At 50.2% G+C, this 26,424-nt stretch carries 21 protein-coding genes and 4 tRNA genes; 9 read left to right on the top strand and 16 right to left on the bottom strand.

Features of this window, described 5'->3' with window-relative positions; translation table 11 throughout:
* The 6 genes from HHL17_RS17460 to HHL17_RS17435 form a co-directional block, all read right to left on the bottom strand.
* A complete protein-coding gene (locus tag HHL17_RS17460; RefSeq protein WP_169226120.1) occupies positions 1 to 2,520 on the bottom strand; it encodes a SusC/RagA family TonB-linked outer membrane protein in 2,520 nt (839 codons plus the stop codon).
* Between the two features lie 83 nt (positions 2,521 to 2,603).
* Positions 2,604 to 3,047, bottom strand: coding sequence for a DinB family protein (locus tag HHL17_RS17455; RefSeq protein WP_169226119.1), 444 nt, complete (start codon positions 3,045 to 3,047; stop codon positions 2,604 to 2,606).
* 10 nt (positions 3,048 to 3,057) lie between these two features.
* Positions 3,058 to 4,962: an AAA domain-containing protein gene (locus tag HHL17_RS17450; RefSeq protein ID WP_169226118.1), complete on the bottom strand. Its 1,905-nt coding sequence runs from the start codon at positions 4,960 to 4,962 to the stop codon at positions 3,058 to 3,060.
* A gap of 320 nt (positions 4,963 to 5,282) precedes the next feature.
* The gene (locus tag HHL17_RS17445; RefSeq protein WP_169226117.1) at positions 5,283 to 6,137 is read right to left on the bottom strand and encodes a YwqG family protein; all 855 of its coding nucleotides are present in this window, start codon (positions 6,135 to 6,137) and stop codon (positions 5,283 to 5,285) included.
* Positions 6,138 to 6,148: 11 nt separating this feature from the next.
* A complete protein-coding gene (trhA, locus tag HHL17_RS17440) occupies positions 6,149 to 6,793 on the bottom strand; it encodes a PAQR family membrane homeostasis protein TrhA (protein ID WP_206156069.1) in 645 nt (214 codons plus the stop codon).
* 72 nt (positions 6,794 to 6,865) lie between these two features.
* Positions 6,866 to 7,861 carry a hypothetical protein gene (locus HHL17_RS17435; RefSeq protein ID WP_169226116.1) on the bottom strand — a complete coding sequence of 332 codons (996 nt, stop codon included), beginning with the start codon at positions 7,859 to 7,861 and terminating at the stop codon, positions 6,866 to 6,868.
* Positions 7,862 to 7,956: 95 nt separating this feature from the next.
* Between HHL17_RS17435 and HHL17_RS17430 the strand changes: the two genes are divergently transcribed.
* Positions 7,957 to 9,414 carry an SDR family NAD(P)-dependent oxidoreductase gene (locus HHL17_RS17430; protein ID WP_169226115.1) on the top strand — a complete coding sequence of 486 codons (1,458 nt, stop codon included), beginning with the start codon at positions 7,957 to 7,959 and terminating at the stop codon, positions 9,412 to 9,414.
* A gap of 37 nt (positions 9,415 to 9,451) precedes the next feature.
* Positions 9,452 to 10,429 carry a leucine-rich repeat domain-containing protein gene (locus HHL17_RS17425; protein WP_169226114.1) on the top strand — a complete coding sequence of 326 codons (978 nt, stop codon included), beginning with the start codon at positions 9,452 to 9,454 and terminating at the stop codon, positions 10,427 to 10,429.
* A gap of 19 nt (positions 10,430 to 10,448) precedes the next feature.
* Here HHL17_RS17425 and HHL17_RS17420 read toward each other — a convergent pair.
* The 6 genes from HHL17_RS17420 to HHL17_RS17395 all read right to left on the bottom strand — a co-directional run bounded on the left by HHL17_RS17420 (position 10,449) and on the right by HHL17_RS17395 (position 11,914).
* Positions 10,449 to 10,519 (bottom strand) — tRNA-Ala (locus HHL17_RS17420).
* A 126-nt stretch (positions 10,520 to 10,645) separates the two neighbouring features.
* Positions 10,646 to 10,718 (bottom strand) — tRNA-Asp (locus HHL17_RS17415).
* Between the two features lie 54 nt (positions 10,719 to 10,772).
* Positions 10,773 to 10,844: transfer RNA gene (locus HHL17_RS17410), tRNA-OTHER, on the bottom strand.
* A 12-nt stretch (positions 10,845 to 10,856) separates the two neighbouring features.
* Positions 10,857 to 10,926 (bottom strand) — tRNA-Trp (locus HHL17_RS17405).
* A 35-nt stretch (positions 10,927 to 10,961) separates the two neighbouring features.
* A complete protein-coding gene (locus HHL17_RS17400; RefSeq protein WP_169226113.1) occupies positions 10,962 to 11,318 on the bottom strand; it encodes a GIY-YIG nuclease family protein in 357 nt (118 codons plus the stop codon).
* A complete protein-coding gene (locus tag HHL17_RS17395) occupies positions 11,315 to 11,914 on the bottom strand; it encodes a TetR/AcrR family transcriptional regulator (RefSeq protein WP_169226112.1) in 600 nt (199 codons plus the stop codon). The genes HHL17_RS17400 and HHL17_RS17395 overlap by 4 nt, the downstream gene beginning before the upstream one ends.
* Positions 11,915 to 12,249: 335 nt before the next feature.
* On the opposite strand from HHL17_RS17395, the gene cfa reads away from it, so the two are divergent.
* Positions 12,250 to 13,416 (top strand): cyclopropane fatty acyl phospholipid synthase, encoded by a 1,167-nt coding sequence (cfa, locus tag HHL17_RS17390; protein ID WP_169226111.1) that lies wholly within the window; start codon positions 12,250 to 12,252, stop codon positions 13,414 to 13,416.
* A 93-nt stretch (positions 13,417 to 13,509) separates the two neighbouring features.
* Here the strand turns inward: cfa and HHL17_RS17385 are convergent, their stop codons facing one another.
* Complete coding sequence (locus HHL17_RS17385; RefSeq protein ID WP_169226110.1) at positions 13,510 to 14,253, bottom strand: class I SAM-dependent methyltransferase; 744 nt, start codon at positions 14,251 to 14,253, stop codon at positions 13,510 to 13,512.
* 6 nt (positions 14,254 to 14,259) lie between these two features.
* Positions 14,260 to 15,066: an aminotransferase class IV gene (locus tag HHL17_RS17380; RefSeq protein WP_169226109.1), complete on the bottom strand. Its 807-nt coding sequence runs from the start codon at positions 15,064 to 15,066 to the stop codon at positions 14,260 to 14,262.
* A 131-nt stretch (positions 15,067 to 15,197) separates the two neighbouring features.
* On the opposite strand from HHL17_RS17380, the gene HHL17_RS17375 reads away from it, so the two are divergent.
* The 6 genes from HHL17_RS17375 (at position 15,198) to HHL17_RS17350 (ending at position 24,478) form a co-directional block, all read left to right on the top strand.
* Positions 15,198 to 15,800, top strand: a complete 603-nt coding sequence (locus HHL17_RS17375; RefSeq protein WP_169226108.1) for an RNA polymerase sigma factor — start codon at positions 15,198 to 15,200, stop codon at positions 15,798 to 15,800.
* A gap of 98 nt (positions 15,801 to 15,898) precedes the next feature.
* Positions 15,899 to 17,068: a FecR family protein gene (locus HHL17_RS17370; RefSeq protein WP_169226107.1), complete on the top strand. Its 1,170-nt coding sequence runs from the start codon at positions 15,899 to 15,901 to the stop codon at positions 17,066 to 17,068.
* 327 nt (positions 17,069 to 17,395) lie between these two features.
* The gene (locus tag HHL17_RS17365; protein WP_169226106.1) at positions 17,396 to 20,914 is read left to right on the top strand and encodes a SusC/RagA family TonB-linked outer membrane protein; all 3,519 of its coding nucleotides are present in this window, start codon (positions 17,396 to 17,398) and stop codon (positions 20,912 to 20,914) included.
* Between the two features lie 14 nt (positions 20,915 to 20,928).
* Positions 20,929 to 22,380, top strand: a complete 1,452-nt coding sequence (locus HHL17_RS17360) for a RagB/SusD family nutrient uptake outer membrane protein (RefSeq protein ID WP_169226105.1) — start codon at positions 20,929 to 20,931, stop codon at positions 22,378 to 22,380.
* Positions 22,381 to 22,404: 24 nt separating this feature from the next.
* Positions 22,405 to 23,313 carry a hypothetical protein gene (locus HHL17_RS17355; protein ID WP_169226104.1) on the top strand — a complete coding sequence of 303 codons (909 nt, stop codon included), beginning with the start codon at positions 22,405 to 22,407 and terminating at the stop codon, positions 23,311 to 23,313.
* 43 nt (positions 23,314 to 23,356) lie between these two features.
* Positions 23,357 to 24,478: a TlpA disulfide reductase family protein gene (locus HHL17_RS17350; RefSeq protein WP_169226103.1), complete on the top strand. Its 1,122-nt coding sequence runs from the start codon at positions 23,357 to 23,359 to the stop codon at positions 24,476 to 24,478.
* A gap of 41 nt (positions 24,479 to 24,519) precedes the next feature.
* On the opposite strand, the gene HHL17_RS17345 is transcribed toward HHL17_RS17350, so the two are convergent.
* Together HHL17_RS17345 and HHL17_RS17340 are read right to left on the bottom strand one after the other, a co-directional pair.
* Entirely contained in the window at positions 24,520 to 25,236 is a 717-nt protein-coding gene (locus tag HHL17_RS17345) for a LytR/AlgR family response regulator transcription factor (RefSeq protein WP_206156068.1), read from the bottom strand.
* The gene (locus HHL17_RS17340) at positions 25,233 to 26,297 is read right to left on the bottom strand and encodes a sensor histidine kinase (RefSeq protein ID WP_169226102.1); all 1,065 of its coding nucleotides are present in this window, start codon (positions 26,295 to 26,297) and stop codon (positions 25,233 to 25,235) included. The genes HHL17_RS17345 and HHL17_RS17340 overlap by 4 nt, the downstream gene beginning before the upstream one ends.
* Between the last annotated feature and the right edge of the window lie 127 nt (positions 26,298 to 26,424).

Here is a 26,424-nt window from a genome sequence, read left to right as displayed (position 1 = left end):
TCAGAACTTAATGAGAACGTTACAGCCAAATGTTTTTACAGAAGGTAGATTAAAGAAGTCCAGTCCGGCGCCGTTGGGGTAGTCGAACAGCAGCTGACCGGGGTCTCCCCCTTCGTACGGAGTCCAGAGCAACAGATTATTGACGTATCCCGCCAGGGTCAGCTCCCTGATGAGCTGGCGCTTAAACTTCCATCTATAGGACAGCAGCAGTGAGTGGAGACGCAGGTAATCAGCCCGCTGCACATAATCTTCTGCAACCCCACCGGGACCATACCTCACCCAGCGGTTGGCTCCCAGTGGCTGTGCCGGATCATAGAAGGCGACCGGTTTGGTGTTGGGATGGCCATCTTCGGTCACCCCTTCAAAAACATAACCGGTGGTATTCCGTTCGTTTCCTGTACTTTGAGAGCGGCCATAGTAGTCGAGCATGGCTTGGGTGCCGTTCCACATCTCTCCGCCTTTTTTCCATTCCAACGATGCATCCAGCTGCCAATCACGCCATTCGAACCGGCTGTTGTGCTTCAGCACAAAGTCAGGATTGGGATTGCCGATAATACCTGTTTGTGCAGCCATTGGAAAACCATCAGCGCCTATCACCAGCCGACCGGCTTCATCCCTGCGCCAGGTGCTGCCCACAATTACACCGAAAGGTTTTCCTTTTACCAACGCAGTGTTTACATCATGAAAACCGGCAACAGGCGTGTAATCCATGCCTGGCGCAATCGCTGTCACCTCGTTGCGGTAACTGTTCAGGCTGATGTTACCGAAGTATTCAAATTTCCGTCTGTTCCAGTAGCGCGGGTTCAGGCTCAGTGTCACTTCATAGCCCGTTGTCCGATGATCTGCAACATTTCCCATGACCCATTCCCGGCCAACATACAACGGGAGCTGGTCGTTCTTTATATTTTTAATATATACGCTGCCGCTGAGAGAAAAACGTTGGAGATAGGCTTCTATTCCCGTGTTCCACTCGCGGGTCCGGATGGGCTTTGCCAGATCGTTGGTATGCACCTCTGCCAGCGGGAAATAACCGCTCATATCAAACGAATTATAATTTGCCAGCTGAAGATAGGCCAGCGATTTATCCAGCGCTATCTCGTGACTGGAAGTACTCAATCGGGAAAAGACACAGAACCTGAAGCTGGAATAAGTAGGATTCACCCATAAGGAGAAAGCGGTGGAGGGAAGCCAATATTCCTGCTGACGGACAGTATTGGAAAGATAGGTCCTGTCAGCGATCTCCACTTTTGCTTCAACCCTGTCTGCTATACGAAAGAAAAAAGGGACTTCCAGCAGCAGTTCGTTGACTGTTCGTTGTGAACGGTATTCCCTGTCAGGCGAGGAATAGCTGAAAACATTATCCGCAGCGGAGAGTATATGCCTTACCGTTACATCCGCATGGGTATTGTAACGGCCTATTTTATAAGTCGCGTGGGTATTGATGATATGTTGTTGCAGACGGGTGTTGCGGTTAACGGACACTCCTTCCGGCGGAAACCCGTAAGTACCGGCCGGATAAGCTTCTACAGCCGCCTGCCGGTTGATAGCGCCGCTATACTCTGTCCCGGCCTCCAGTTTATCCCCCCGGTATTTCACAAAAGCAGAGAAACCGTGGTGCTGGGCTGCATACCGGTTGCCATTGTCTTTCAATAATGTCCAGGGGTTACCTGCCTGGCTGCCATAAGGTTTTGTGGTATAGGTATTATCGAAAGAAGCCGGAGTCAGTAGTGATTGTTGCCATGCCCTGTTTAAGAGGCCGTTTCTGTTGTCTGTCGTAAGGTTGGTATTCCGGTATTGATAGCCCGCTCCTATCTGAAAATCCTCCAACCTGATGCTGACATTCGTCACCAGCTTGTTTGTCCGGTTATCGTTGTAACGTATCACTGTTGAGGCATCTTCGCGCTCCAGTCCCAGGCTCAGCCTGATCCACTCCGTTCCATGCTGGTTAACAACACCGTTAAACGTGAAGTAGTTTTTCCATGATACGCCTGTCCGGAAAATGCTGTTATGATAAGCCGTGGCGGGCTTTCCGTTCCCCGAGCCGGCGGGCACCAGTTTACCATTGGGATCGTAAGGGTAAGGACTTCCATCAAACTGCAGCGACCGTAATGCAGGACCGTAGCTGAACATTTCCCCGGTTTCGGGACCGTTCCATTTCAGTACACCACTTTCAGTGCGCCCCTGAGCATACAGCTGTTGCAATGATGGCGTACGGTTGGCCGTTTTCACCTCTACACTCGTTCCCAGCCGGCCCATTAACTGAAGCGTATAACGCGGACTGTAAACCGGGGACACCACGCCCTTACGGACTTTCAGATCGGCCAGGGGCTGCCGGGGCATCAGCCCACCGTACAGGCCGGAACGAAGCGTCTCTATTGGCGTAACGGTACTGTCCCGCGGGTTGTTGGCAGGTTTACGGAGCATTTCCCGGTAATCGGCGGATTCGATGGGTTCAACGGGGCGTTGCTCCTGCGCATGCAGGAAGCCGGGTATTAACAGCAACAGCAGACTATATCTCACAGTATAGGTATTTTGGCTTTCTAAATATACCCTTAATCCCGTGTCGACGTAGTAGCGTTGCCGTTATTTTTCAGGAAATTTGTCTAGTAAGACACTAATTGGCGGAGATGATGCTCCAGGTGCACCACATAATCTTCGATGACAAAGGCCAGTGTAACCGGTCCAGTGCCACCTGCATAGCAGGTACGCTGCAGCAGGTTTTCCGGTATATGACGTGCAATGCCCAGCAGCAGCCGGTTATAGCCTTCCCAGCTGGCAATTAGCTGTTGGCCGGATTGCAGCTGATGGTAGCTGTAGCGGTTCCATTCATTCTGATCATACCCGATTTTCGGGGTTTCTTCAAACTGCACCCGTACAAAGCGCTGATGGTTATTGGCGGCGCTGTCTATCAGATGGCCCAGTATTTCCTTTTTGCTCCATTTGGAAGGCAGCGGTTTAAAGGAGAACGTTTCTTCACTGATATTGTTTAACAAAGCAGGGATGATATCACACAGATATTCCCAACGCTGGAGGCTAGTGGTGATCATACATTATTTTCTAAAGGTCCATAAATTCCCAGGCGCTCTGGTATGCATTCTGCGCCTCCGCATAGGCGATAAAACCGGCGTAGAAAGGCAGCTGTGATAAGGTGGCGCTATCGCCTACCACGACAAGTTTTTTCCTTGCCCTGGTCATGGCTACGTTCATGCGGCGTATATCAGAGAGGAAGCCGATGTTGTTATCGGCGTTGCTGCGTGTCATGCTGATATATACTACATCCCGTTCCTGTCCCTGGAAGCTGTCGATGGTATTGATCGAGATACTGGCAGCATGGGGCCGCAGTTCCGCGGCATGTTGCAGTTGCTCCTGCAGCAGGTATACCTGTTGTTTGTAGGGAGAAATGATCGCTATCTCCGGGAAGGGGCTGTTGTCCTGCTGTGCTTTCAGTGTGGCCACCAACTGCAGCAGGTGACGGAACAGGAAAGAAGCTTCTTCCGGATTGGAGGTGCTGGTACCTTCTGCTTTTTCATCGAAGCCGCAGCCGGCAGTATCTACGAATGCGAGCGGCATATCGTCAGCGAATAAACGGCGGGCAGCCACAGTATGGTGGGCTTTCAGTTTATTATCATAAAAAACAGCCGAAGCATATCCCATGATCATTTCGTTCATGCGATACTGTTCTTCCAGTAGCACCACGGCATCCGGATGGAGCGCCACTGATTTTTCGAGGAGGGTATTGCTAAGCCCCTGCCGTGCCGCATCAGGTGATTTGATGGTTGGCGGCAGCTGGCAATGATCACCGGCGAGGATCACTTTCTGCGCTTTGATGATGGGTATCCAACAGGCAGGTTCCAGCGCCTGGCCGGCTTCGTCGATCACGAGGGTTTTGTAACGTATATTCCGCACGGTATAGTGATTGGCGCCTACGAGCGTAGCCGTGATCACCTGTGCTTTGGCGATGAGATCATCGGTGATGTATTGTTCCGTTTTATCCACCTCTTTCATGATCTTATGTGCTTCATCAAAGAGGGCTTTGCGTTGTTCCCTTTCCGCCTTGCCGAAGTTGCGCTTGTATTTATGCGCCATGTTTTTATACTCGCTGGCTTGTTTTTTCAGGCGCTTCACTTCTTTCATGCTGGCGTGTTCGGACATCTTACTGTCGAGCGTGAGCGATGACAGTCTTTCTGATACCCTCGCAGGATTTCCCACCCGCAGCACGTTGAGCCCTTCGTCTGCCAGTTTTTCGCTGAGCAGGTCCACGGCTGTGTTGCTGGGCGCCACTACCAGTATTTTCTGCTGGTCTTTTTTGATCAGTGCTTTGATAGCCTGTACCAACGTGGTGGTTTTGCCCGTGCCTGGAGGGCCGTGCACAATAGCCAGTTCGTTGGCCGATAAAATTTTATTGACCGCTTCCTGTTGTACGGTGTTCAGTCCGGGCAGTGTCACCGGAAGCGTTTCCGTATCGAAAGTTGGTTTTCTTTCACCGGTGAGGATTTTCACCAGGTGCCCTTCCGGCTTATCCGTCAGGGCAGTGGCCTGTTTCATGGCCTGTTGCATTTCATCGTAGCTGTTGTCGTCGAACATCAGATCAATGCCGAGTTTACCATTGTCGGCCCATTCCGGCAGCTCATCTGTACGCAGCGTCAGTTTCAGGCGGTTGCCCCCCTGGAAGGTGACCGTCCCTTCTATCCTGTCCTGTTGCGCATCATGATTGGAAAACAATACCGCAGACACGCCAAAGCGCAGCTGGTGGGTGATATCCTGATGGGTGGTACGTTCTACTTCTACGGTGAGATAGTCGCCGCGGCCCATTTCCGTGCCTCTGATGGCCACCGGATACCAGGTGAGACCGTTCGCTCTGCGTTCGGCAGCCGATGAACTGGCTGTCAGGCGGAGCCAGGACTGTTTATCCTCTTCCCGCTCCTGGCGAAGCAGTTCGACGAGATGATTGAAATAGGACATCGACTTTGATTATACTGATTATTAACTGATGGCCATGAGTAATCCTACACAGCCTTCAAATTATCTAATATTGAATAAATAAAATTATATGTATCTATATAACATATAATTATATAAATACATATAATACAATCTTATTTAGATTTAAACTTCTAAATATTGAGGGACGCAAGTTAGGTAATGTCCTGATCATTAACATCATAAAAGCATCATATTCAGCCCGTGCGTTATCGCGAACAGACCGAAGCAGGGGCGCGGTATAACCAAACATTATCCTATCCCCACATCAGCGGAATCAACAATAATCATGGCCATCATAGTTACGAGCTATATAATGTCAGATACGTTTTATCAAATATACGGGCGCGCAGCGCTTTTTTCGGCATCATGAACTGTATACAGCCGGCATCCCACCAGCAAAAGCCTATCTTCCTGTCAGAATCGATTTGCAGCAGCAGCATCATATCGTCGATAGCCTCTTCCACTGCCTGCTGATCGCCCTTAAAGTGCTGCAGCAGCGTGGCACGGGCATTTTTCGGGAAATAATCATAAGGCTTGCCTGCCTCCAGGTACATCGCTGCTGCGATATTGTGGTCATCATGCTGCCCATCAGCGTAACCACCGATGCGGCCCACACCTTCTGTGAGGTGCATACAGAGGTCGTCCAGCCCATCCATTTCATCTTCGGAGAGCTGGTCATAGTCTGCATAAGCATAGTTAGGCGGCATGATAGCAGCGGCGGGCGCCAGCCGGTACCCGGTATACCGCACTTCCTTTTCCTGGACGGTGATGCCGGGAGGCGGGGTACGCTGCAGCCCTGTCTTGTCAGCCACATATATCACCTTATGAGCGATGTTACGCGCCTGTTGCATATCTCCCATAAAAAAATACAGGATACCAGTAGGCGGCAACAACTGTTGTGTGTCTTGCGGGTAGACGGATTCCAGGTCCAGTTGCGCAATGAAGCTCATCGGCTCACCTTCATCAGTCAGTGGCCATACGAAACCTGGCGGCAGGTCCGGCTCACCGGCTACACGGGAATTACCAATAAGCTGGTAGTTTTCTTTTTCTGCCAGCGTGAGATTAATAATGGGGCGGGCGGCGGAGACCAGGTAATCTGCCACCTCCGAAAGTTCAAACTCGTGGATTAACTCCTTATACCGTTCAATAGTCAAGGTTACAATATTTACATGGATAACAAAATGGCTACATAATGACATATCGCACCGGAAAGCACCAGCAGGTGCCATAATGCGTGCGTATATTTATACCTGTCCCAGATATAAAAGATCACACCGATGGTATACAAACCGCCACCCACGCACAACATCACCACTACCGACAGTGGCAGATCGGTGAAGAAACGGTTACCGCCAAAGACGAGCATCCAGCCCATAACAAGATAAATGAGCGTAGAGATGATGTCGAACCGGCCGGTGAAAAACACCTTAAACAGAATGCCCACGGCTGTAAGCCCCCAAAGGACCGACAACATCGAGATGCCGAAGGCGTTATTCATATACACCAGCAAAAAAGGCGTATACGTACCCGCAATCAGAAAATAGATGCTGATATGATCAAAGATGAGAAATACTTTTTTGACGGCCGACTCCTGGGAAATATGATAGATCGTCGAAGAGGTGAAAAGCAAAATAAAACAAAAACTGTAGATGCCTGCCCCCACAATTCCCGGTGTATTACCGTGTGTGGCAGCGATGCTAGTCAGTACCGGAAGGCCGCTGATACCGAATACAATACCGATGGCATGTATCAGTCCATTTACGATTTCCTGCTTCCGGGTATAGCCTGTTGGTGAAGCCGTCATTCCCATGATTCAAAACATTTAACGGCTGTAAATGTAGGACAAACCATGAATGTGCCGCGATAGAGATTGTCTATAGGATTATCTTTTTTTGACAAACCCGCCTACCATCTCTCCATTGGTGATATCCAGCGAAGCACCTGCGTCATCATAGAATTTGCAGGTAAAGCGCATCTTCGCTTTCACGCCATAATAGCCGCTGTAGCCGGGCCAGTCTTCTGTGCTGACGATGGTAAAAGTACCATTCGGCTGACCGGTAGTACCATTCAGCGTAGTCCAGGTTTTACCGTTTTCATCGGTCCAGCTCAGCACCACGCCGGTGCCGAAAGTCTGATTGTTCATGATCATGTAACCGTAGTTACCGGGCTGGAAGAAGTTTTTGAAATCCTGGTTGCTGGCCGCGTCAAAACCGGTGAGCATTCCTTTGGACATCAGCAGTTCCGTTTTGCCGGTTGGCACGTTACCACTACCCGCCCAGGTAACACCAGAGCCGAGCAGCACATCGTTGCCACCGGTTGTTTCGGAAGTGAGCATATAATTATTGGTGGTGGTCACCTCCTGCGCATAGTCTTTGCCGTTAGCTGTCAGTTTGTAATAAAAATCTGCCGGAGGAACGGGCACGTCAGGACCATTGCCACTCACCTTTACGGATACACCGCAGGCAGACCCTGTCGTCTTTAACGGGAAAATAAATGTACCTTCCTGTAGAGGCGTACCACTGGCTAACAGTGTGATCGTATATTTGCCGGTGGCGCTGAAGCTTCCGCCGCCTGTAAATTCTATGCCATTGACACTTCCGGTTGTGAGCATCCATACACCGGGTATGGCTACCTGAACGGTTACCTGTATTTTTGCACCCGTGACGGCGGTACCAACTTTAAAAGTACCGGTAACGATAGCATCGGAGCAGCTGGTGCCCTGATGTTCAAGCGCATAGGTGGCCATGTTTGCCGGCGGCACAACAGGATCCCCGCCTCCCTCCCTGGAGAGTTCTTTAGCGCATCCCATCAGGGAGATAACTGCCAGCAGCGTGACGAAGATGTGGGTCCAGTGTATGCGGAAGCGTGAGATCATCATTGTTAAGTTAATAGGGTATAATTACAAATATATTAAGATAAATTAATAACATCTATCTTTAGTCATCCAATTTATTTTTTAACCCAACGGGGAAGATGGAGCGAGCATTTACACAAGAAGAATGGGAGGCCTGTATTAAAGTACTACAGGCCTTATCAAGAGATCCGGACCAGTCGCCGGACAATATGATATTAAAAGGGCTGGTGACGAAGCTGTACAAGCGTGCCAAGAAAGACAACAAAGCAGCCGTGGCGGAAGCCACGCTGGCAGCGGTAGCATCGCCGGCAGTGCGGATGACCTTGCAGCGGTTGCAGCAGATATCGCAGAAACAGGATATCCTGCGGCAGTACGACAAAAAGGAAGTGCTTTCCCAAACACTGCTCTTCAGAAAATATGAGTTGCCCGATACCGGCCTGCCGGCCGATAAAAAAGAAGACCTGACACTGACTACCACGCAACGCTGCTATACCTGTCAGGCTCCTTACCAGAAAGTGCATTTCTTCTATCATATGTTATGTCCTTCCTGTGCAGAGATGAACTACAGCAAGCGGCTGCAGCATGCCGATCTTCGTGGGCGCGTGGCCGTAGTCACCGGCGGGCGTATCAAGATCGGGTACCTCACCACCCTGCGGCTGTTGCGCGACGGCGCCCGTGTGTGGGTCACCACCCGCTTTGCCAAAGACTGCGCATTACGTTTCAGCGAAGAGAAAGATTTTTCAGAATGGGCGCACCGGCTGAAAATAGTGGCGCTGGACCTGCGTAACCTGGGCCAGGTGAACCAGTTCATACAACAGCTGTATGCCGAAGAAACCCACCTGGACATCCTGATACACAATGCCGCACAGACGGTCAAAAGGCCAACGGCCTTCTACCAGCATCTTTTCGCTACCGAAGAAGCGCCGCTGGAAGCCCTGCCGGAAGCGGTGCGGCCCTGCCTGGCCCCTGCCCCGCCCTTCCGTTACCTCGGCGACGCATGGGAACAGCAATTGCTGCCCACCGAAATACACCAGTGTTTTCCTGTAGGACAATACGATAAAGACCGGCAACAGGTAGACCTGCGCGCCAGCAACAGCTGGACGCTGCGGCTGGATGAAGTACCGCCGGGCGAGATGCTGGAGACACAGCTGGTGAATGTGACCGCTCCCTTTATGCTCAACAGCAAACTAAAAGCGCTGCTGAAGCAGTCTCCTTTCCCCCGCCGGTTCATCGTCAACGTGTCGGCCATGGAAGGGCAGTTCAACCGTGGCTCCAAAACGCCGTTCCACCCGCATACCAATATGGCCAAGGCCGCACTGAATATGATGACGCGCACCTCTGCGCAGGACTATGCGCTGGACGGCATCTACATGAACAGTGTGGACACCGGCTGGATCACACAGGAAAATCCACATCCCAAAAAGGAACGGCTATACGAAGAAGATGGATTTGTACCGCCACTGGACGAAACCGATGGCATGGCCCGCATCTACGACCCTGTCGTGTCTGGTCTTGCCAGTCCGGACATCCCGCTGTTCGGGCATTTTCTGAAAGACTACCTGCCCTACGCCTGGTAAGAATTTATGTTGATCATCACCCGTAAAAGAAATTTATATGCAGAATAATACCGTTGTATGTCCCGTTGATAACGTAAAGCAGACGTTTTCTTTCCAACGCAGCGATCTGGACCCGGTGTTGCAGTACCTGGAAAATAATGAGCCGTTGCCCGTTACCAACCTGGTGTTTCCGGTAGGTACCGTTACCACCGACGGCCGGCTGGACATGTGCAAACAACAGCTGGGCGTGGAAGGGGTGCAACTGGTGACAGCCGCCCTGCTGCAGAACACACAGATCAAACATATCCTGATGGGCACCAATGCCTTTGGCAATCCCGGTGCGCAGGCCGTTGCCGATCTTGTGTCTGTAAATAACACCATTGAAACCGTATACCTTGGTTGCAACTATATAGAACAGGCCGGCGCACAGGCGCTCTGTGAAGCCCTTAGCGGTAACCAGTCTGTAAAAAGCATGTGGCTCAAAAGGAATCCCATCGGCAGTCACAGTATGAAAAACATTGTGCAGTTACTGCAACAGAACCCGCACCTGCGTACGCTGGACCTCGTGAATACCTGTGCCGGTGAGGGTTTCCTGACACTACTGGAATACCTGAAAGAGAACACTACGGTAGAAAGACTTTACCTGAGCGGCAACTACCTCACCGCTGACATGATGATACCTGTCAGCGATATGCTGATCGCCAACAAACACCTGAAGTCTCTTTTCCTGAGCGTTAATAATATCGGTGATACGGGCGTGGCACACCTGATGCATGGCCTGAAACAAAATACCACGCTGGAACAGTTGAGCTTGTCCAGCTGCGGTATTGAAGCCGAGGGCATGCAGCTGTTGCACGAACTGCTGAGTACCAGGCCTTACCTGAAATGGGTGGACCTGAGTTATGCCCCGTCCACCAAAGCATTGGGCGCCAAAGGGAATTTGCCGCTGCATCTTTCCGCTATGAAAGATCATCCGGCGGCGGCCGATAACTTTGCGCATCCGGACAGCAAAGCGATTAAAAGCGTGTATCGTTAAAGAGGCGGGAAAAATGTGACAGAACCGGGGAGAATCGAACTCCCACCCTCTGCTTGCAGAGCAGATGCTCTTCCCTTGAGCCACGGTCCGTCACGGGCGCAAACATAGAAATAATTCTCAATATTTTTTTATTGATGCTAAAAAAAGGGGAAGCCTGGTTATCACCAGGCTTCCCCTTTTATCGTACGTTCGTGATAGTTAGCTGTAAAAATGCAATATGGCCGGTGAGAATCGAACTCACGTCTCAAGAGTGACAGTCAGGCATTCTTCCAGCTGAACTACGGCCCATTGCGAAACGAAGATATGCATAAATTCATACATTCGTTCGCGTTAGCCAAAAATGTGGAGGAGCAGGGCTCGAACCTGTATCTCCGGACGAGCAGTCTCGGTGTTTTTCCATTTTAAACTATCCCCCTGGATATCGCAATAAAGCCGGGAAGAATCGAACTTACATCTCACGGTTTGGTGCCGTGTGTTTTTCCATTAAACTACAGCTTATTGCGGGCGCAATATAGTTAAATTACCTATTGGTTCAGCTTTTCTGCTGATGATATCCCTTTTCGTGATAAGGTTGCAGCTCTTCGAGGCATAGCTTGTACAACGCCTGTACTTCTTTTTTATAGTCCACAGCAGGGTCTTTGGTGTCTTCCAGTTCTTCTACGATCTCATAGGCAAAATTATCTTCACCGAGCCGGTTCCAGTCTTCCTGCAACGCTGTATTGGGATGTGTGTTGGACGACAGTTGCACCCTCACGGAGTTCCATGCGCGGTCCAGGTCCATGGTATGATGTATCCATATCCGGTCATCCTGTTTGTTACGCAGGCGGAATACGCCCATGCGGAAAGACATTTGCCGATAAGCATCTTTTAGTTCTTTTTTTGATTTCATGTGGTCATGTCTTTAAGCTGGCTGTCAATAAATGTGTTGGCGGTTTTCAGAAAGGCCGGGTATCCCGAAGGGGTTTGCCGGTTGATATATAACAACAGCAGGCCGGAAAGCCCATACAGCAACGCTACTTTTTTATTGGCCGCAGCAGCGGTAGTCACGGTTTTATTGGCGACGAGGTATTTCCATTCTTCCTCACACAGTTTGTCAAGAAACCCGGTGATCATGGGAGCTGTGTCCGGTTGTTTGTTCAGGTCCGACAACTTCTCCATAAAGAACAGTTCAAAAATGCCGGGGTACTGTACAAAGTATTCGAGGTACGCTAGCAGGATGGCGCGCAGTTTCTTCTCTCCCCTCGCGGCTTTGGCACTGCGTGTGGCCACGTGGGCACTGCATTCCTCCTGGAAATCCTGTACACATAGAAACACCAGGTCTTTTGCGTCCTTAAAGTAGTTGTACAACGTAGCGAAGGAATAACCTGCTTTTTCCGCGATATTGCGGACGCTGACGCTTTTAAGTCCTTCGCTTTTCAGGATTTCTTTCGTCGCGTCAATGAAATACCCTCTGATGCGTTGTTCCTGTAAGGCCTTGTTCTTCATATTTACCTTATCACTTTTTTAATGCCCGCAAAAATAATGAACACTGTTCAAATTTCAAAACAGTATTATACCAGAACATAGCAACAGGCTCAGGCAATGCTGCAACAGGCGTGCAGAGAGATGATTTTTACCGGCGGAATATCGTTACATTTGTTATAGGCGCTCGCACCCCAAACGGCCCGACACCTCACAATAATTTAGATATTTTGTTATTTGGATATTTTGATATTGCAGGGAAGCCGGCAGCTATCAAAATAGCTCAACGATCAATAACCAGGAAAATCATTTAAGCGGGAACAAATACCTCCCCTGGCCTGTTAACTTGTTATACAGCCATGAACAACGAAAAAACAAAAGGCATCATCACCCGGCTACTATCAGCAGCGGGTATCACGGTAAATGGAAACAACCCGTGGGACATCCACGTATACAACGAAGATTTTTATTCCCGTGCATTGTATGAGGGCTCTCTCGGACTGGGGGAATCATACATGGAAGGCTACTGGGACAGTCTTCGGCTCGACGAGTTCTTCTACAAAATACTGCGATCCAACCTCGACAAAAGTGTCCGGAGAAGCCTGCGGCTGAAGATGGACATCCTGCTGGCGCGCGTGTTTAACTTCCAGCGGCCGGCACGTGCCACCCGCAACGGCCAGCGGCACTATGATGCGGGCAACGACCTTTTCCAGAATATGCTGGACAAAAGGCTCACCTATACCTGCGCCTTCTGGGACAACGCCACCACCCTGGATGAAGCACAGGAAAACAAACTGGACCTCTCCTGCCGCAAACTACAGCTGAAGCCTGGCATGCATGTACTTGACATCGGATGCGGATGGGGAAGTTTTGCAAAATTTGCCGCGGAAAAATACGGGGTAACCGTTACCGGAGTGACCATCTCCAAAGAACAGGTAGCCCTTGGGCAGCAGCTGTGTGCCGGCCTGCCCGTCACCCTACGGTTGCAGGACTACCGCCAGCTGAACGAAAAATTCGACGCCATCGTATCACTGGGCATGTTTGAGCACGTAGGTCCGCATAACTACAGCGAATATATGAAAGTAGCAGCCCGCTGCCTGAAAGATAACGGCCTGTTCCTGCTGCATACCATCGGCGGCAACGAGACAGTTGCCTTTACTGATCAATGGCTCAATAAATACATTTTCCCCGGTGCGGTCATCCCCACGATCCGGCAGATAGGCCAGGCCATAGAAGGCGTTTTCGTGATGGAGCACTGGGAGAACTTCAGCGTTAACTATGATAAAACGCTGATGGCCTGGTATGAAAATATCACAGCCAACTGGGACAAGCTCAAAAACCGCTACGACCAGACGTTCTTCCGCATGTGGAAGTATTACCTACTGTCCTGCGCAGCCTCTTTCCGGGCACGGCATAGCCAACTATGGCAAATTGTACTGTCGAAGAACGGCCTGCCGGGCGGTTATCACGTCGCTGCCTCCCGTGAAAACAGCGGCCTTACGTATGTTAACGCCATCAAGCCCTGACGGAGTTTATTCGTTGACCAGGAACCCAGGGCTGAAGCCCTGGGCTAAGATGTTGTTCAAGTTCATCAGTTAGCCAGCATTCAGAACTGGCTCCTATACCGCTAATGGTTTTTGCGCTGCTATCAGTATAAAAATGGGGCGACGGCTTTCGTCTTTCATTTCAGGGTATTTCTCCAGTACAGCCGGTGAAGGTTTCGGCTCTTCCACCCGGGTGATGATGAATCCTGCATCCAGTAAGCCATTGATCAATGTGGCGACAGTACGGTGGTACTTCACCACATCCGTGTCCAGAAAGCGGGTCACCCGATGACCCTCGTCCTGGTAATGATCTACCGGCCAGTGCAGCCGTTGACCGGCCGTATTGTAATACCAGTCCTGCGCCGCGATGGCTGTAAATACGGGGTGCTCTGTAGAGAACACAAAATGGCCGCCGGCTGACAGGCAGTCATATATCTTACGGCAGATGAGATCGTAATGTGCTGTATAATGCAGCACGAGGGAGCTCAGCACCACATCAAAGGAACCGGGTGGGAAATCAATGTCCTCCATCGCTTCACGCAGGTAGGTAATACCGGGGCCATTGTTGCGCAGGCGCGCCTGTTCCAGCATTTTTTCGGAGAGGTCCATTCCTATTACGCTGGCAGCCTGTTGTTCCATCACATAACGGCAATGCCAGCCAAAGCCGCATCCCAGATCGAGTATCCGTTTGTTTTGCAAAGGCGGCAACAGGCTGCGGAATACTTCCCATTCCCCTGCTGCGTTCAGTCCTTCTACGGAGCGCGCCATCCGGCTGTAGTTGTCGAAGAAGCCGGGATCATCATACTTATTTTCTTTCATGGTGGTTTACAGGTTATCCCAGGGTACCGCTTCGTAGGCCCGTTCCAGTATGTCAGACAACGTATCATTGCTGTGTTCAAACATATGTTGGTCTATCTGCGTAATCATCCCCCGATGGTTAACAGAATTGGTATAAAACACGCTTTTATATTCGTGTAACTGTGACAGTGATATGTTCCGGTGGATGACCGCCATCCCGTTGGTCCACAGGCTATCCGAAAGCAGCTGTACCATAATGCCCGGTAATGCAGGCGTAGCAGGCAACACAATACTTTGTCCGTCATAAAAGCCGACGTTCCAGATAGCGCCTTCTGAGATATGTTGCTGCTCATCGATATAGATCACATCATCGAAACCGGCCGCCATAGCCTTACGGCGGTAAGCCAGAATTCCTGAAACGATGCCGCTGTATTTGATTTCCGGCAGCAGGCGTTTAAAGCGGGCAGATTTTACTTTCAGCGGATGTGCTGCCGGTTCCACCGCCGGTGTTTTGGTGATCAGCACCTGCAGGTCTTTTTCCCGGATGACCGGTTGGCCGAAGGCAACCGTAAAAATATTCACCCGCAGCGAACAGGACTCCTGTTCCTGTGTGATCTGATGCAGACAATCGATAATATGTTGTTCCGGCAACTGGCAGCCAAACAGCTGCCGGCTGCTGCTGGCCAGCCTTTCCAGGTGAAGGCGTAATCCTTTCACCTGTCGTTGTCTTACCTGCATAGCCGTAAAATGGCCGTACTGTAGCGCCATCAGTCTGGGCATATCTGCTATAGTGAGTGGTCTGCCGTCTAGTTCCTGTACAAACATATTGTCCATCCTTAAAGCTACTTAAAGTTTGGCAAATGCCCTGAAAGGGCCGGTGTTTGGGTTTTTAAAAAGATTTTGATACTTTAGCGCCCAAACCAGCCATACCAACTATTGTGAGCCAGGGGACATACTTTTAACTGATGAAGGGCAGTCAATATAATGAAAGGGAGATCGTTGCCCGTATAGCCAAAGGTGATGAGTCCGCGTTTGCTGTCTTTTTCCGTCACCATTACCAGAAAATTTACGAAGTAGGACTGATGCTGACGCAGACGGAATCCGTGGCGGAAGAGCTGGTGCAGGATGTTTTCCTGAAAGTATGGAAACAACAGGCGCAGCTGCCTGAAATCATGGACATCCCTTCGTGGTTGTTCATCATTGCCCGTAACGATGCCTACAAAGCCCTGCGGCGCAGTACCCGGCTGAAAGTGATACTGGACACGCTCGAACTTCCGCTGCCTGTTTCCAACGAAACCGATGAGCACATCATTTACCGCAACTACCATGAGTTGGTGAACAAGGCCGTGAGCCAGTTGCCCGTACGGCAGCAGACAGCATGGCGCCTGAGCCGGGAGGAAGGGCTGAAACGCGAGGAGATCGCCGCCCGCATGCAGATCCGTCCGGACACGGTAAAAGAGCATCTTTCCCTGGCCGTTAAAAATATCCGTGGCTTTCTCGAATCCCATGATGCCTTCCTGATCGGGGCAGAGGTGATCTTTATCTGGAGCCTGCATTCCCTTAATTAAATTTTTTTTTGGGGGACACCCCCCACCCACTCTTCTCCCGGGGTCTTTATAGATAACGGGACCGTACCACCTACTATTTACGCCCGCTTACAGCTTATATGGACCAAAATCGACTGGATTATTTATTTAGCAGGTATGCTGCCGGTCAGGCTACGCCCGAGGAGCTCCGGGAGTTTGACACGCTGGTGCAGCAGCCTGAACATGAAACAGCCTTACATACAAAAATCGATCAGTTGTTCCGTACCACCAGCGGAACAGCCACTATGCCAGAGAAAGCCATACAGGCCACTTTACAGCATATTACCGGGAAGCCGGCCTCTTCGTCCGTCGTTCGTTACCTACGCCGCAGCTGGTGGGTCGCAGCCGCGGGGCTGTTGTTATTAGGCAGCAGCACATGGCTGCTCACCCGGCCCCGCCATGAGGTGGTGGCGCCATTGGCCGACAAAGCTCCCGGCAGCAATAAAGCCGTGCTGACGCTGGCCGATGGCAGCACCGTAGCATTGGACAGCAGCGGCCAGCAAGTCATTGGTCAGCAGCAGACCACTATCCGTCAATCCGGCGGGCAGCTGCAATACAGCGTACAGTCGCCCGACGCCGTTACCAGCTATAATACGCTGACCACCCCTCGTGGCGGTCAGTTCCGGGTAATACTGCCCGATGGCACCGTTGTATGGCTCAACACCGCTTCTGCGCTGCGTTATCCCACTGCTTTCAGCGGGACTGACAGGACCGTAGAACTGCAGGGAGAGGCTTATTTTGAAGTGGCTGCCAACGCCACACAGCCTTTCCGGGTAAAAACAACTGCGCAGGAGATTCATGTACTGGGCACCAGTTTCAATATCAATGCCTATGCAGATGAAGCAAATACCGTCACCACATTAGTCAGCGGCCGGGTGAAAGTGAACACACCCGGAAAAGATGCCAGCGTGATGCTGGAGCCGGGCCAGCAGGCCATCGCGGCCCATACCGGCAGCCAGCAACTTAGCGTAACGCGCACTTTTGCGCCCGATGTTATCGCCTGGAAGAACGGGCTGTTCCTATTCGACAACGCCGACCTGGCAACAGTAATGCGTTGCCTGGAACGCTGGTATGACATCGAAGTAAAATATGAAGCGAAGCCCGACATACACTACACCGGGCAGATCGCCAGAAACCAGCCGTTGTCCAAAGTAATACATATGCTGGAACAAACCGGCCAGGCCCGTTTCAGGCTTGTCAGGGCCGGACAGGGACATCAGGCAAAAGATATGATCATCATCCTGGAATAAAAAACGGCAGGGAGGGCCACACCATGATATTAAATTAATACAAACCGCGACCTAAAAACAGCCACCATTAAAAAACCGGAAACGTTGGCGCGTTCCCGGTACATGAAGATCTACATTGCCTGACGCCGGCTCGTATTCCATGGCCAGGCAGGATCATGATTTATTACAAACCATCATCGTAAATCCAAACGACACGAAGATATGAGAGAAAGTTTATTCTCCCAAGGGGGTTTATTGCCCCGTTGTATACCAATACCAACAACCAAAATTCCGTCAGATCCCACCACCAGCCTGTCTGCCCGGAACCGACTAAAAAAAGTGTTATTAATGATGAAACTTACAGGAATGCTGTTGCTCGCCTTTTGCCTGCAAGTAAGCGCCCGGGTATATTCCCAGAAAGTGACATTAACGGAGCGGAATGCCTCCGTACAGCAGCTATTCAGCACCATCCGCCAACAAACCGGCTACCTGTTTCTGTACAGTAACGAAACACTGAAAAACACGCATGCCGTGTCTGCACAGATGACAGACGTACCGCTGAAAGAAGCGCTGGACCATATTACCAGTAACCAGCCTATTACCTACAGCATCGAAGAGAATAATACGATCCTGATCAAACCTAAGCCGGTAGTAGCTGCTGCTCCTGTCCTCCAGCGGATCAACGGTACCGTCCGGGACGAAAAGGGGCTTCCCCTTATTGGCGTAACTGTCAAAATAAAAGGCACCAATGGCGGCACCATCAGCAATGAACAAGGCGCATGGTACATACAGGCCGCCGATGATGCCACCACACTCGTGTTTTCCTTCATTGGTTACAGCAACCACGAAGAGCCGATCAACGGCAGAACAGTGATCAATGTAGTACTCAGACAGCAAGACAAAAGCATGAGTGAGATCGTAGTCACCGGTTACCAGAAAGTGGAACGGCGCTCCCTCACCTCCTCTATCACTTCTCTCAAAACAGAGAATCTCAAAACCATCAATCAGCCTAATATCGACAAGCTGTTGCAGGGCCAGGTGCCCGGTATGGTGGTAATGAGCACTTCCGGCGCTCCCGGCGCCATGCCGCAGATACGTATCCGCGGTACCTCTACCTTAAGTGGTAACACCCAGCCGTTGTGGGTAGTAGATGGTATCATCCTCGATGATCCTATCAACGCCTCTGTTGATGACATCATGACCAACCGCAACCTGATCGCCTCCGGTATTGGTGGTATCAACGTGGAAGACATTGAATCCATCAACGTGCTGAAAGACGCCGCAGCTACAGCTATTTATGGTACCAAGGCCGCCAATGGGGTTATTGTGCTGACCTCCAAAAAAGGAACGGCCGGTAAAACCCGTATCAATTTCAGCAGCTTTGCGACCGTGGGCATGCGTCCCAAAATTGAGGATGCTTATATGATGAACTCTAAAGAGCGGACCGGCGTAAACCTGGAAATGATGCGCCGCGGCGTATTGACCGCCACTTCTCCCCGCGCGGGCGACTATGGCACCGCTACCGATTTCGAGCGTGCCCTGATAGATGTACATGATCATAAAATGAGCTGGGCCGATTTTGAGAAAAGAGTGAATCAGCTGGAACAGGTCAACACCAACTGGTTTGAATACCTCTTCCGTAATTCGTTTACCCATCGCCAGAACCTGAACATCTCCGGAGGTAACGAGAAGACTACTTTCTATCTCTCCGGCAGCTACATGGACGAACAGGCTACCGCGCTGCAGACAGGGATGAAGACCTACACCGGCTCCGTAAAGGTATATACCAAGCTGCATCCTACCCTTCGTGTAGGCGGTATGCTGGACCTCAACCGCCGCGACAACAGCAGCTTCTTTGCCACTGACTCCCGCGAGAACCCGTTTGAATGGGCTATTTATACCACCCGCGCGCAGAATGCCTATGACGAAAAAGGACAGTACAACTATCTCTATTACAACGGTATCAAATACAACTTCCTCGAAAACCGCGACTATGGCTGGCGTAACTCACAAAACTTCAGTATCCGCGGCACGGTAGACATTGAGTGGAAACCTATCAATTCCCTCATCTTCGGCAGCCTTTTTTCTTTCACCAATCAGAATACCACTGACGAAGACGTGAGCACCGAAAACAGCTACTTTGTAAAAAGCAGGCAGCGTGACGTCACCAACATTGTCAACTCTGTTGCAGTACCCCTGTGGAAAGAAGGTGGCTACCGTAAAGGCAGGAACAACAATAACAAATCACTTACGCTCCGTAATCAGGTGTCGTTTATGCCCGTGCTGAACGCCAATCACCGTTTTGATGTGATGGCCGGACAGGAAATACGTACGTCCAAATATGAAGACGAGATGACCGAGATATACGGCTATGTACATGACCGTGGCCGTCAGCAGATGCCGCAGTTTGACCTGATGAAGCAAATGGGCCGGCCATACTGGTCAGAAAGCCTGAACCAGAGTGCGGCGGTTTCTTACTTTGGTACAACAGGGTATACCTACAAAAACCGCTATACTGTTAGCTTCAACGCACGTACCGATGGTTCCAACCGTTTTGGCCTTCGTACGAACCAGCTGTTCCAGCCGCTGTGGGCAGTAGGCGCCAACTACCAGATGAAAGAAGAAGACTTCTTCGCCAACAAAGACTGGTTGAGTTATCTGACGCTTCGCGCTTCCTATGGCAGCCAGGGTAACGTTGCCTCCCAGGCCTATTCTGACCTGGTAGCGACGATCGGCAAACCTGATCTGGCCAACACAGACAACTATCTTGTGATAGACGCACCCAGGAACCCCAACCTGAAATGGGAGAAAAACTATACTGCCAACGTAGCCCTGGAGATAGGATTGTGGAAACGCCGGGTAATGGCCACTGTGGAATGGTACCATAAAAAAGGTGTGGACCTGCTGGGCAGCAAGCGTGTATCACAGGTTTCCGGGTTCAGTACCCTGCAGGTGAACTGGGCATCGATGAAAAATACCGGGCTGGAATTCTCTTTAAGCACGATCAATATCGATACAAAGGATTTTCGTTGGTCTACCAATATCAACGCGGGCTACAATAAAAACGAAGTACTGGACGTATACTCCCTTCCTTCCGTTGATGGCCTGACCAATGCACAACGCTCCAACTATGCCGCTTCAGCCGTTGTGGGCAAACCTGTCAACGGTCTCTGGTCTTACCGTTATGCTGGCCTGAACAAAGATGGCCGTGCCACCTTCTATACAGCCAAACCCGGTGAAACAGTGCTCAACGGTATGCGTAACATCAACGGCCTCGTGTATTCCGGCTCTACCATGCCAACCGTGCAGGGTGGTTTCACCAATACGTTTTCCTATAAAAGATTTACGTTGTCCGCATTGTTCATCGGCAGTTTCGGTAACGTGATCCGCCTGCGTAATATCGGCTCCAACAATACATTCGTCTTCCCGGAAACTACCCAGAACATGTCTTCCGAATGGGTTAACCGCTGGCAGAAACCAGGCGATGAACTGAACACCAACATCCCAAAACTGGAATCAGACAACAGTGTTCCGGGGCTGGCCGATGCATCGCCCTACAATGCTGTTATGTATAACAACAGCGACCTGAGGACTGTCAAAGGTGATTTTGTACGCTTGCAGAACCTTTCACTCAGCTACGACTTATACAATGCACGCCTGCGTAAGAGCGGTATTCAGAACATGCGCTTCATGATACAGGGTAACAACCTGCATGTATGGAAGAACAGTGAACTGAAAGGCCAGGACCCGGAAGCAACCGGCTCGGTGATGAAATATGATCGTACCAGCAATGCCAACGTGTCTTTCGGCAATACTTATCTGCCGCTGCCACGTTCCTATTCTCTTTCATTTTCCTTACAGTTTTAAAAACAGTTGACATCATGAAATTTAGATATCTGACGCCCCTGTTATTGTTTTCCCTGGTCTTCACCAGCTGTAACAAAATGCTGGACATCAAACCGGTCAACCGGATGATGCCGGTAAGCATATCAGACTACGAATCTGTTTTGGTGGGTGGTTATCCCCGTGTGGATTATTTTATGAAAACGGAGTTGATGACCGACAACATGACCGCCAACCTGAACATCGTCGCTTCTCCGCAGAAGGAACTGGAGCTTTGGTTTTCCTGGTCTCCATCCAAACAACCTGATGGCGGAGAATTAGATCCTTACTGGGGGCAGCTGTACACTTCTATCTATTACGCCAATACAGTATTGGACAATTTTAACGACCGTCAGCCGGAGCTCAATGAGAAGGAGTTGTATGAAACGGTGAAGGGAGAAGCCTATGCCTTGCGTGCCTGGTGTTATTTTTACCTGGTAAACTTTTATGCGGAGCCTTACAGTCCCGCTACCACTCAGGCTTACGGTGTGCCGATGCCGCTCAGTGCCAAAGATGTTCACCAGAACACACAAAACAATGTACGCGAACCGTTAGGAAAGGTATACGCACAAATCCTCTCCGACCTTGAGCAAGCCTCCGGATTACTGGCCGGCAAAAAGGCCCGCAATGTTTTCCGCATGGATGCCAGCGCCGTACAGGCTTTGCGGGCACGTGTATACCTCTTTATGGGTGACTATGACAAAGCCATTGCTGCCGCCACCGATGTGATCGTGAACAAGCCTTTGTCTGACATGAATAATATGCAGACCTATATTGAAAGTGAAGGAAATGCCCGCGCATTTGCCCTTAACACAGGTTTTATCGATGCAGGAGACTATAAAAACGAGGTACTGTTTTTTACCGGCGGTACGGCCAATATGAATATCTATTATCATAGCAATGCTGTGTTCAGGCCATCACTGGAGTTGCTGGCATTATGCAACCGTCCCACCGGAGGCAGTGACTACCGCCGTTATATCTTTTCCACTTTTGCAGACCTGAATACCACAGATGGTAAACTGAACGGCCCTACGTTGTACAATATGTACTCCAAACAGGACAAGCCCTGCTATTATATCGGCCTGAAAGTGAGCGAGTGTTATGTAATACGGGCAGAAGCCTATGTGAGGTTAAAGCAGAAAGACAAAGCCATCGCTGATCTCAACACGTTATTGGTACGCCGTATACGGAAAGGGGAATTTGTACCGTTGAAAGCCGCTGACTTTACAGACGAGACTTTATTGAGCCGTGTTCTCGAGGAACGTCGCGTAGAAACGGCCTTTGAAGGTGGTCTTCGCTGGATGGACCTCAGAAGACTGGGTAAACCGGCCCTCTCTCACGTCTATAAAAACGGGCAGATCTACGAGATAAAACAAAATGACAACCGTTATCTCCTGCAATTGCCACTGTCAGAGATCAACAACAGTCCTTCTATCCCTTTAAATCCCTGATCATAACATAAAATGAGACAATACATGAAACCGATATATGTTTCCCTGCTTGCCCTGGCAGCCTGCTGTATGGGATGCTCCAAAGAAGAACAACCAGGTTTTACACCCGAACCTGGCATTCAGCAACAGTTTACACCACCTGCCGACGCCCCCGCCGAAATCAAAGACCTGTACAACAAATACGGTGTTTGGGTACGAACGGACTTTAAGGACTGGAAAGAAGTAACCAACGGCATACTGGCTGCTGATGTCAACAACCGCTGGGGCGCCACCAAAATAGACGCCGATCAGCGCGCCGCTGTGACGACCTATGCGCAAACATTACTCTCCAATGTGTCCGAAAAATTCGCCAAGCGGTATTTCCCGCTGGAGCTCTTCTTTGTAAAGACTTATAGTGCCCCATTTTTCGACATAAATATCAAGGACCTGGGCCGCAGCCGCCTGATCACCTGCTGGCCTAATCATATGTATGGCGCATTACCTGTTACCGATCCTGTTAACCACTATTACCAGGACTCTGTGCTGGCCCGTAGCATATGGGGCTACCTGGGCAACATGTCCGCGTTGCGTTTTGATGCACCGATCACTGAGTTTGTACTGGCCGGTAAGGCCTATGACAACGGTGCGGCCAGGGAACTGGTATTCAAACAATACGAGAAAGACAGAGACCTCGACGCCCGTGACAAGGCCATGGACCAGATAGCCCTTAACGGCGGTTTTATCACCTCTCTCGGTAGTTCATCTTTCGACAATGACTTCGGTGAATGGGTGCGTTTACTGGCCACAGAATCCTATGCCAACATCAAAGCCAAATACCTGGACAACAGTCCGGCCCGTGCCCGTAAGTATGAAGTGATCATCCGTTTCTTCAAAAGTTACGACTGGGACATTCAGGCAACCGGTAACCACTACCGGGAGAAACTGGGCAACTAATACTCCCGTTCATACATCAACATCAGCATAAACCAACGATTACATGAGAACATTAGCATTGACAACTGCCTGTTTACTGCCCGTCCTGGCATTCGCCCAGGAAGGTCCTTACACGATCAATGGCAGCATCAGCAAAGAGAACAAATTCGAGAAAGCTTACCTGTACAGCAGCAACAGCAAAGGCCGGGTTATTGACTCTGTCGCCATCAACAACGGCAGCTTTACTTTTACCGGTAAGACTGATATCCCCGCGAGAGCATTCCTTTTTACCGGCAACACCCTCTCCTCCTCCTTCACCGCCAATCGCCTCGTGTTTTACCTGGAGCAGGGCAATATCCGCGTAGAGAGTGCAGACTCCATCGCTAACGCCACCGTGAAAGGCGGCGCAGCCAATACCGTGCATCAGCAGTATAAAGCCGCTTCCCGCGACGTTAACAAACGCTCCGATGCACTCAGCCAGCAATACTACGCCACGCCGGTAGCCGAACGTGAGCAGGAAGCTTTCAAACAGCAATACCAGGCTGATAACAAAGCGATAGCCGCCGCACAGCAAAAAGTGGTGACCACCTTTATCAAATCACATCCCAATACGGCTGTCAGCCTCGATGCCCTGACCGAATGGGCCGGTTATGATCCGGACCCGGTAGTAGTGGAGCCGGTATTCAAACTGCTGTCACCTGCCGTACGCAAAAGCAAAGCCGGCGAACATTTTGCCGGTCAATTAGAAAGCCAGCGCAGGACCGCCATTGGTGTAGCAGCGCCGGAGTTCACCCAGAACGATACCCTGGGCAATCCGGTAGCACTGAAAGATTTCCGCGGTAAATATGTACTGGTGGACTTCTGGGCCAGCTGGTGCGGTCCCTGCCGCCAGGAGAACCCTAACGTGGTAGCTGCCTTCCATAAATTCAAGGACAAGAACTTCACCATACTGGGCGTATCCCTGGACAATGAAAACGGCAAGTCATTCTGGATGCAGGCCATCCATGACGACAAGCTGCAGTGGACACAGGTATCTGATCTGAAAGGATGGAAAAACGAAGCCGCCAAAATGTACGGTGTACAGGGTATTCCGGCCAACTTCCTGATTGGCCCCGATGGTAAAATCGTCGGTAAAAATCTCCGCGGAGAAGCTTTAGAGAAAAAGCTCGCTTCTTTGTTACAGTAGTATTTTCAGCAGCCGTTCCTATGAAAGGGAACGGCTGTTTTTTATCCCTGATAGCGGTCGGCCTGTAATATCCGGAAAATGTGTTCCTTATAGCTACTACCGATAGGCACCATAAAATTCCCCATTTCGACATCAGTAGTTGTGAAGGCCGTAATGTTAACAATATTGACCATGAAAGAACGGTGTACCCTCAGAAAGCCCTTGTCCCGCCACATATTTTCCATATCACTAATCCTTTGTTTGACCATGATTTGCTGATCTTTGGTATACACACAGAGATAATCTTTCCGGCTTTCCATGTACAGAATTTCATCTGTGTGCAGTTTAAAAAACTTATGTGCTGACTTCAGGTAGACATAATTTTTATCGCTGGAAGCCAATACATCTGACAGTTGTTTTCCTGCAACACGCATGTAACGCTCAATAGCCCGCAAAAAACGATCAAAGGTAATAGGTTTCAGCAGATAGTCTACCACATCCAGATCGTAGCCATCCAGGGCAAACTCACGATAGGCGGTCGTAATGATCACGCTGGGTGCCTGCTTTAAGGTTTTTAATAATGAAAGGCCTGACAATTGCGGCATTTCAATATCCAGGAACAGCAGGTCATACTGCCGGGTCCCCAGCAGTTCCAATGCTTTGACGGCATCGTCACAGGTATCTGTTACCTCAAAGGAATCCAGTTTTTCCAGATGTCTTTGCAGCAATGAGATAGCCAGCGGTTCATCGTCTACCAGCAGACATTTTGTTTTCATCATGCAAGCGTAAGGGTTACCGTAAAAATACCTGACGTGGTGGTTGTCTCCAGGCGATATTTATCAGGATAAATCAACGCCAGTTGTTGCCGCATATTTTGCAGGCCAATGGCATGATGGTTACCGACTCCGGTGATATCGAATGTATTTTGTACCCGGCAGCGCAGTCCTGACAAGGAAGCGGAGATATTGATATCGATCCTTTTCTTTCCGTCCGGCCCTGCCACTCCGTGTTTAAATGCGTTCTCCACCAGCGTCAGCAACAACATGGGGGCCACCTGTACCGGTTCCGTTTCAGTAATCTCGATATTGACTTCCAGCTTTTTATCGTATCGCAGCTGTTGCAATGCAATATAATTTTTTAACAGCATCGTTTCTTCTGATAACAGCACAAATGGCCGGTCACATTTATAAAGGATATAATCGAGCATATCTGACAGCCGGCTGACAGACTCCGCTGTTTTAGGGCTGTTGGCCAATGATAACGCGTAGATGTTATTGAGCGTATTAAAAAGGAAATGTGGTTGCAGCTGATTTTTGAGCACTCGCAGCTCGGCCGCAGCCTTTGCTTTTTCCATCAGCAATGATTGTTGCCGGACAGCCTCATGGTCTTTCAACAGTTTCAGGAAGAGGAACACAATAGCCACCGAAAAGTTGCGAAAAAAATAGACGTGCCATAATTTCGACAGATTGGTCAAAATTTCCACCGGCGTTTCACTGGCCTTGGGAGCCGTGCCGGACAATGGCTCCTGCAGGTAAACCGTGATCCCTCTGGCCAGCACACAGATGACATACATACCCAAAATAAAAAGCGCTCCCGCAGACAGATACTGCCTTTTCAGCAATACCATCGGCATAATGAGATAGGCCAGTAAGTAGGACGTGAGGACCTGCGTGATCAACGTAAGCCCGTTGTAGCAATAGGTTTTAAAAGAGAACCAGTCTTCCCGGTAAAAATAGTTACGTTCGCCGGTAGAGAAAAACAATACCGCCAGCCAGAAGCAAATATGAGCCCACACCTGGTGTTTCCGGTGGAATAGATGAAGCCTTTCCAGAAGATTCATAGGACAACAAGCTACTACAAATTAGGCATAGTCAGCACATCAGTTCCCCAAATGGAGTTTTCTCCTGCCCAACAGGCAAAAACACATGCCTGAAAGTTTACGGTGGTCTTTGATGACTGTACACCTG

This window comes from Chitinophaga fulva (genome assembly GCF_012927205.1).
Lineage (GTDB): Bacteria > Bacteroidota > Bacteroidia > Chitinophagales > Chitinophagaceae > Chitinophaga > Chitinophaga fulva.
Note: the sequence above shows the minus strand (reverse complement) of the source record. Positions and strands in the feature narration are given on the sequence as shown.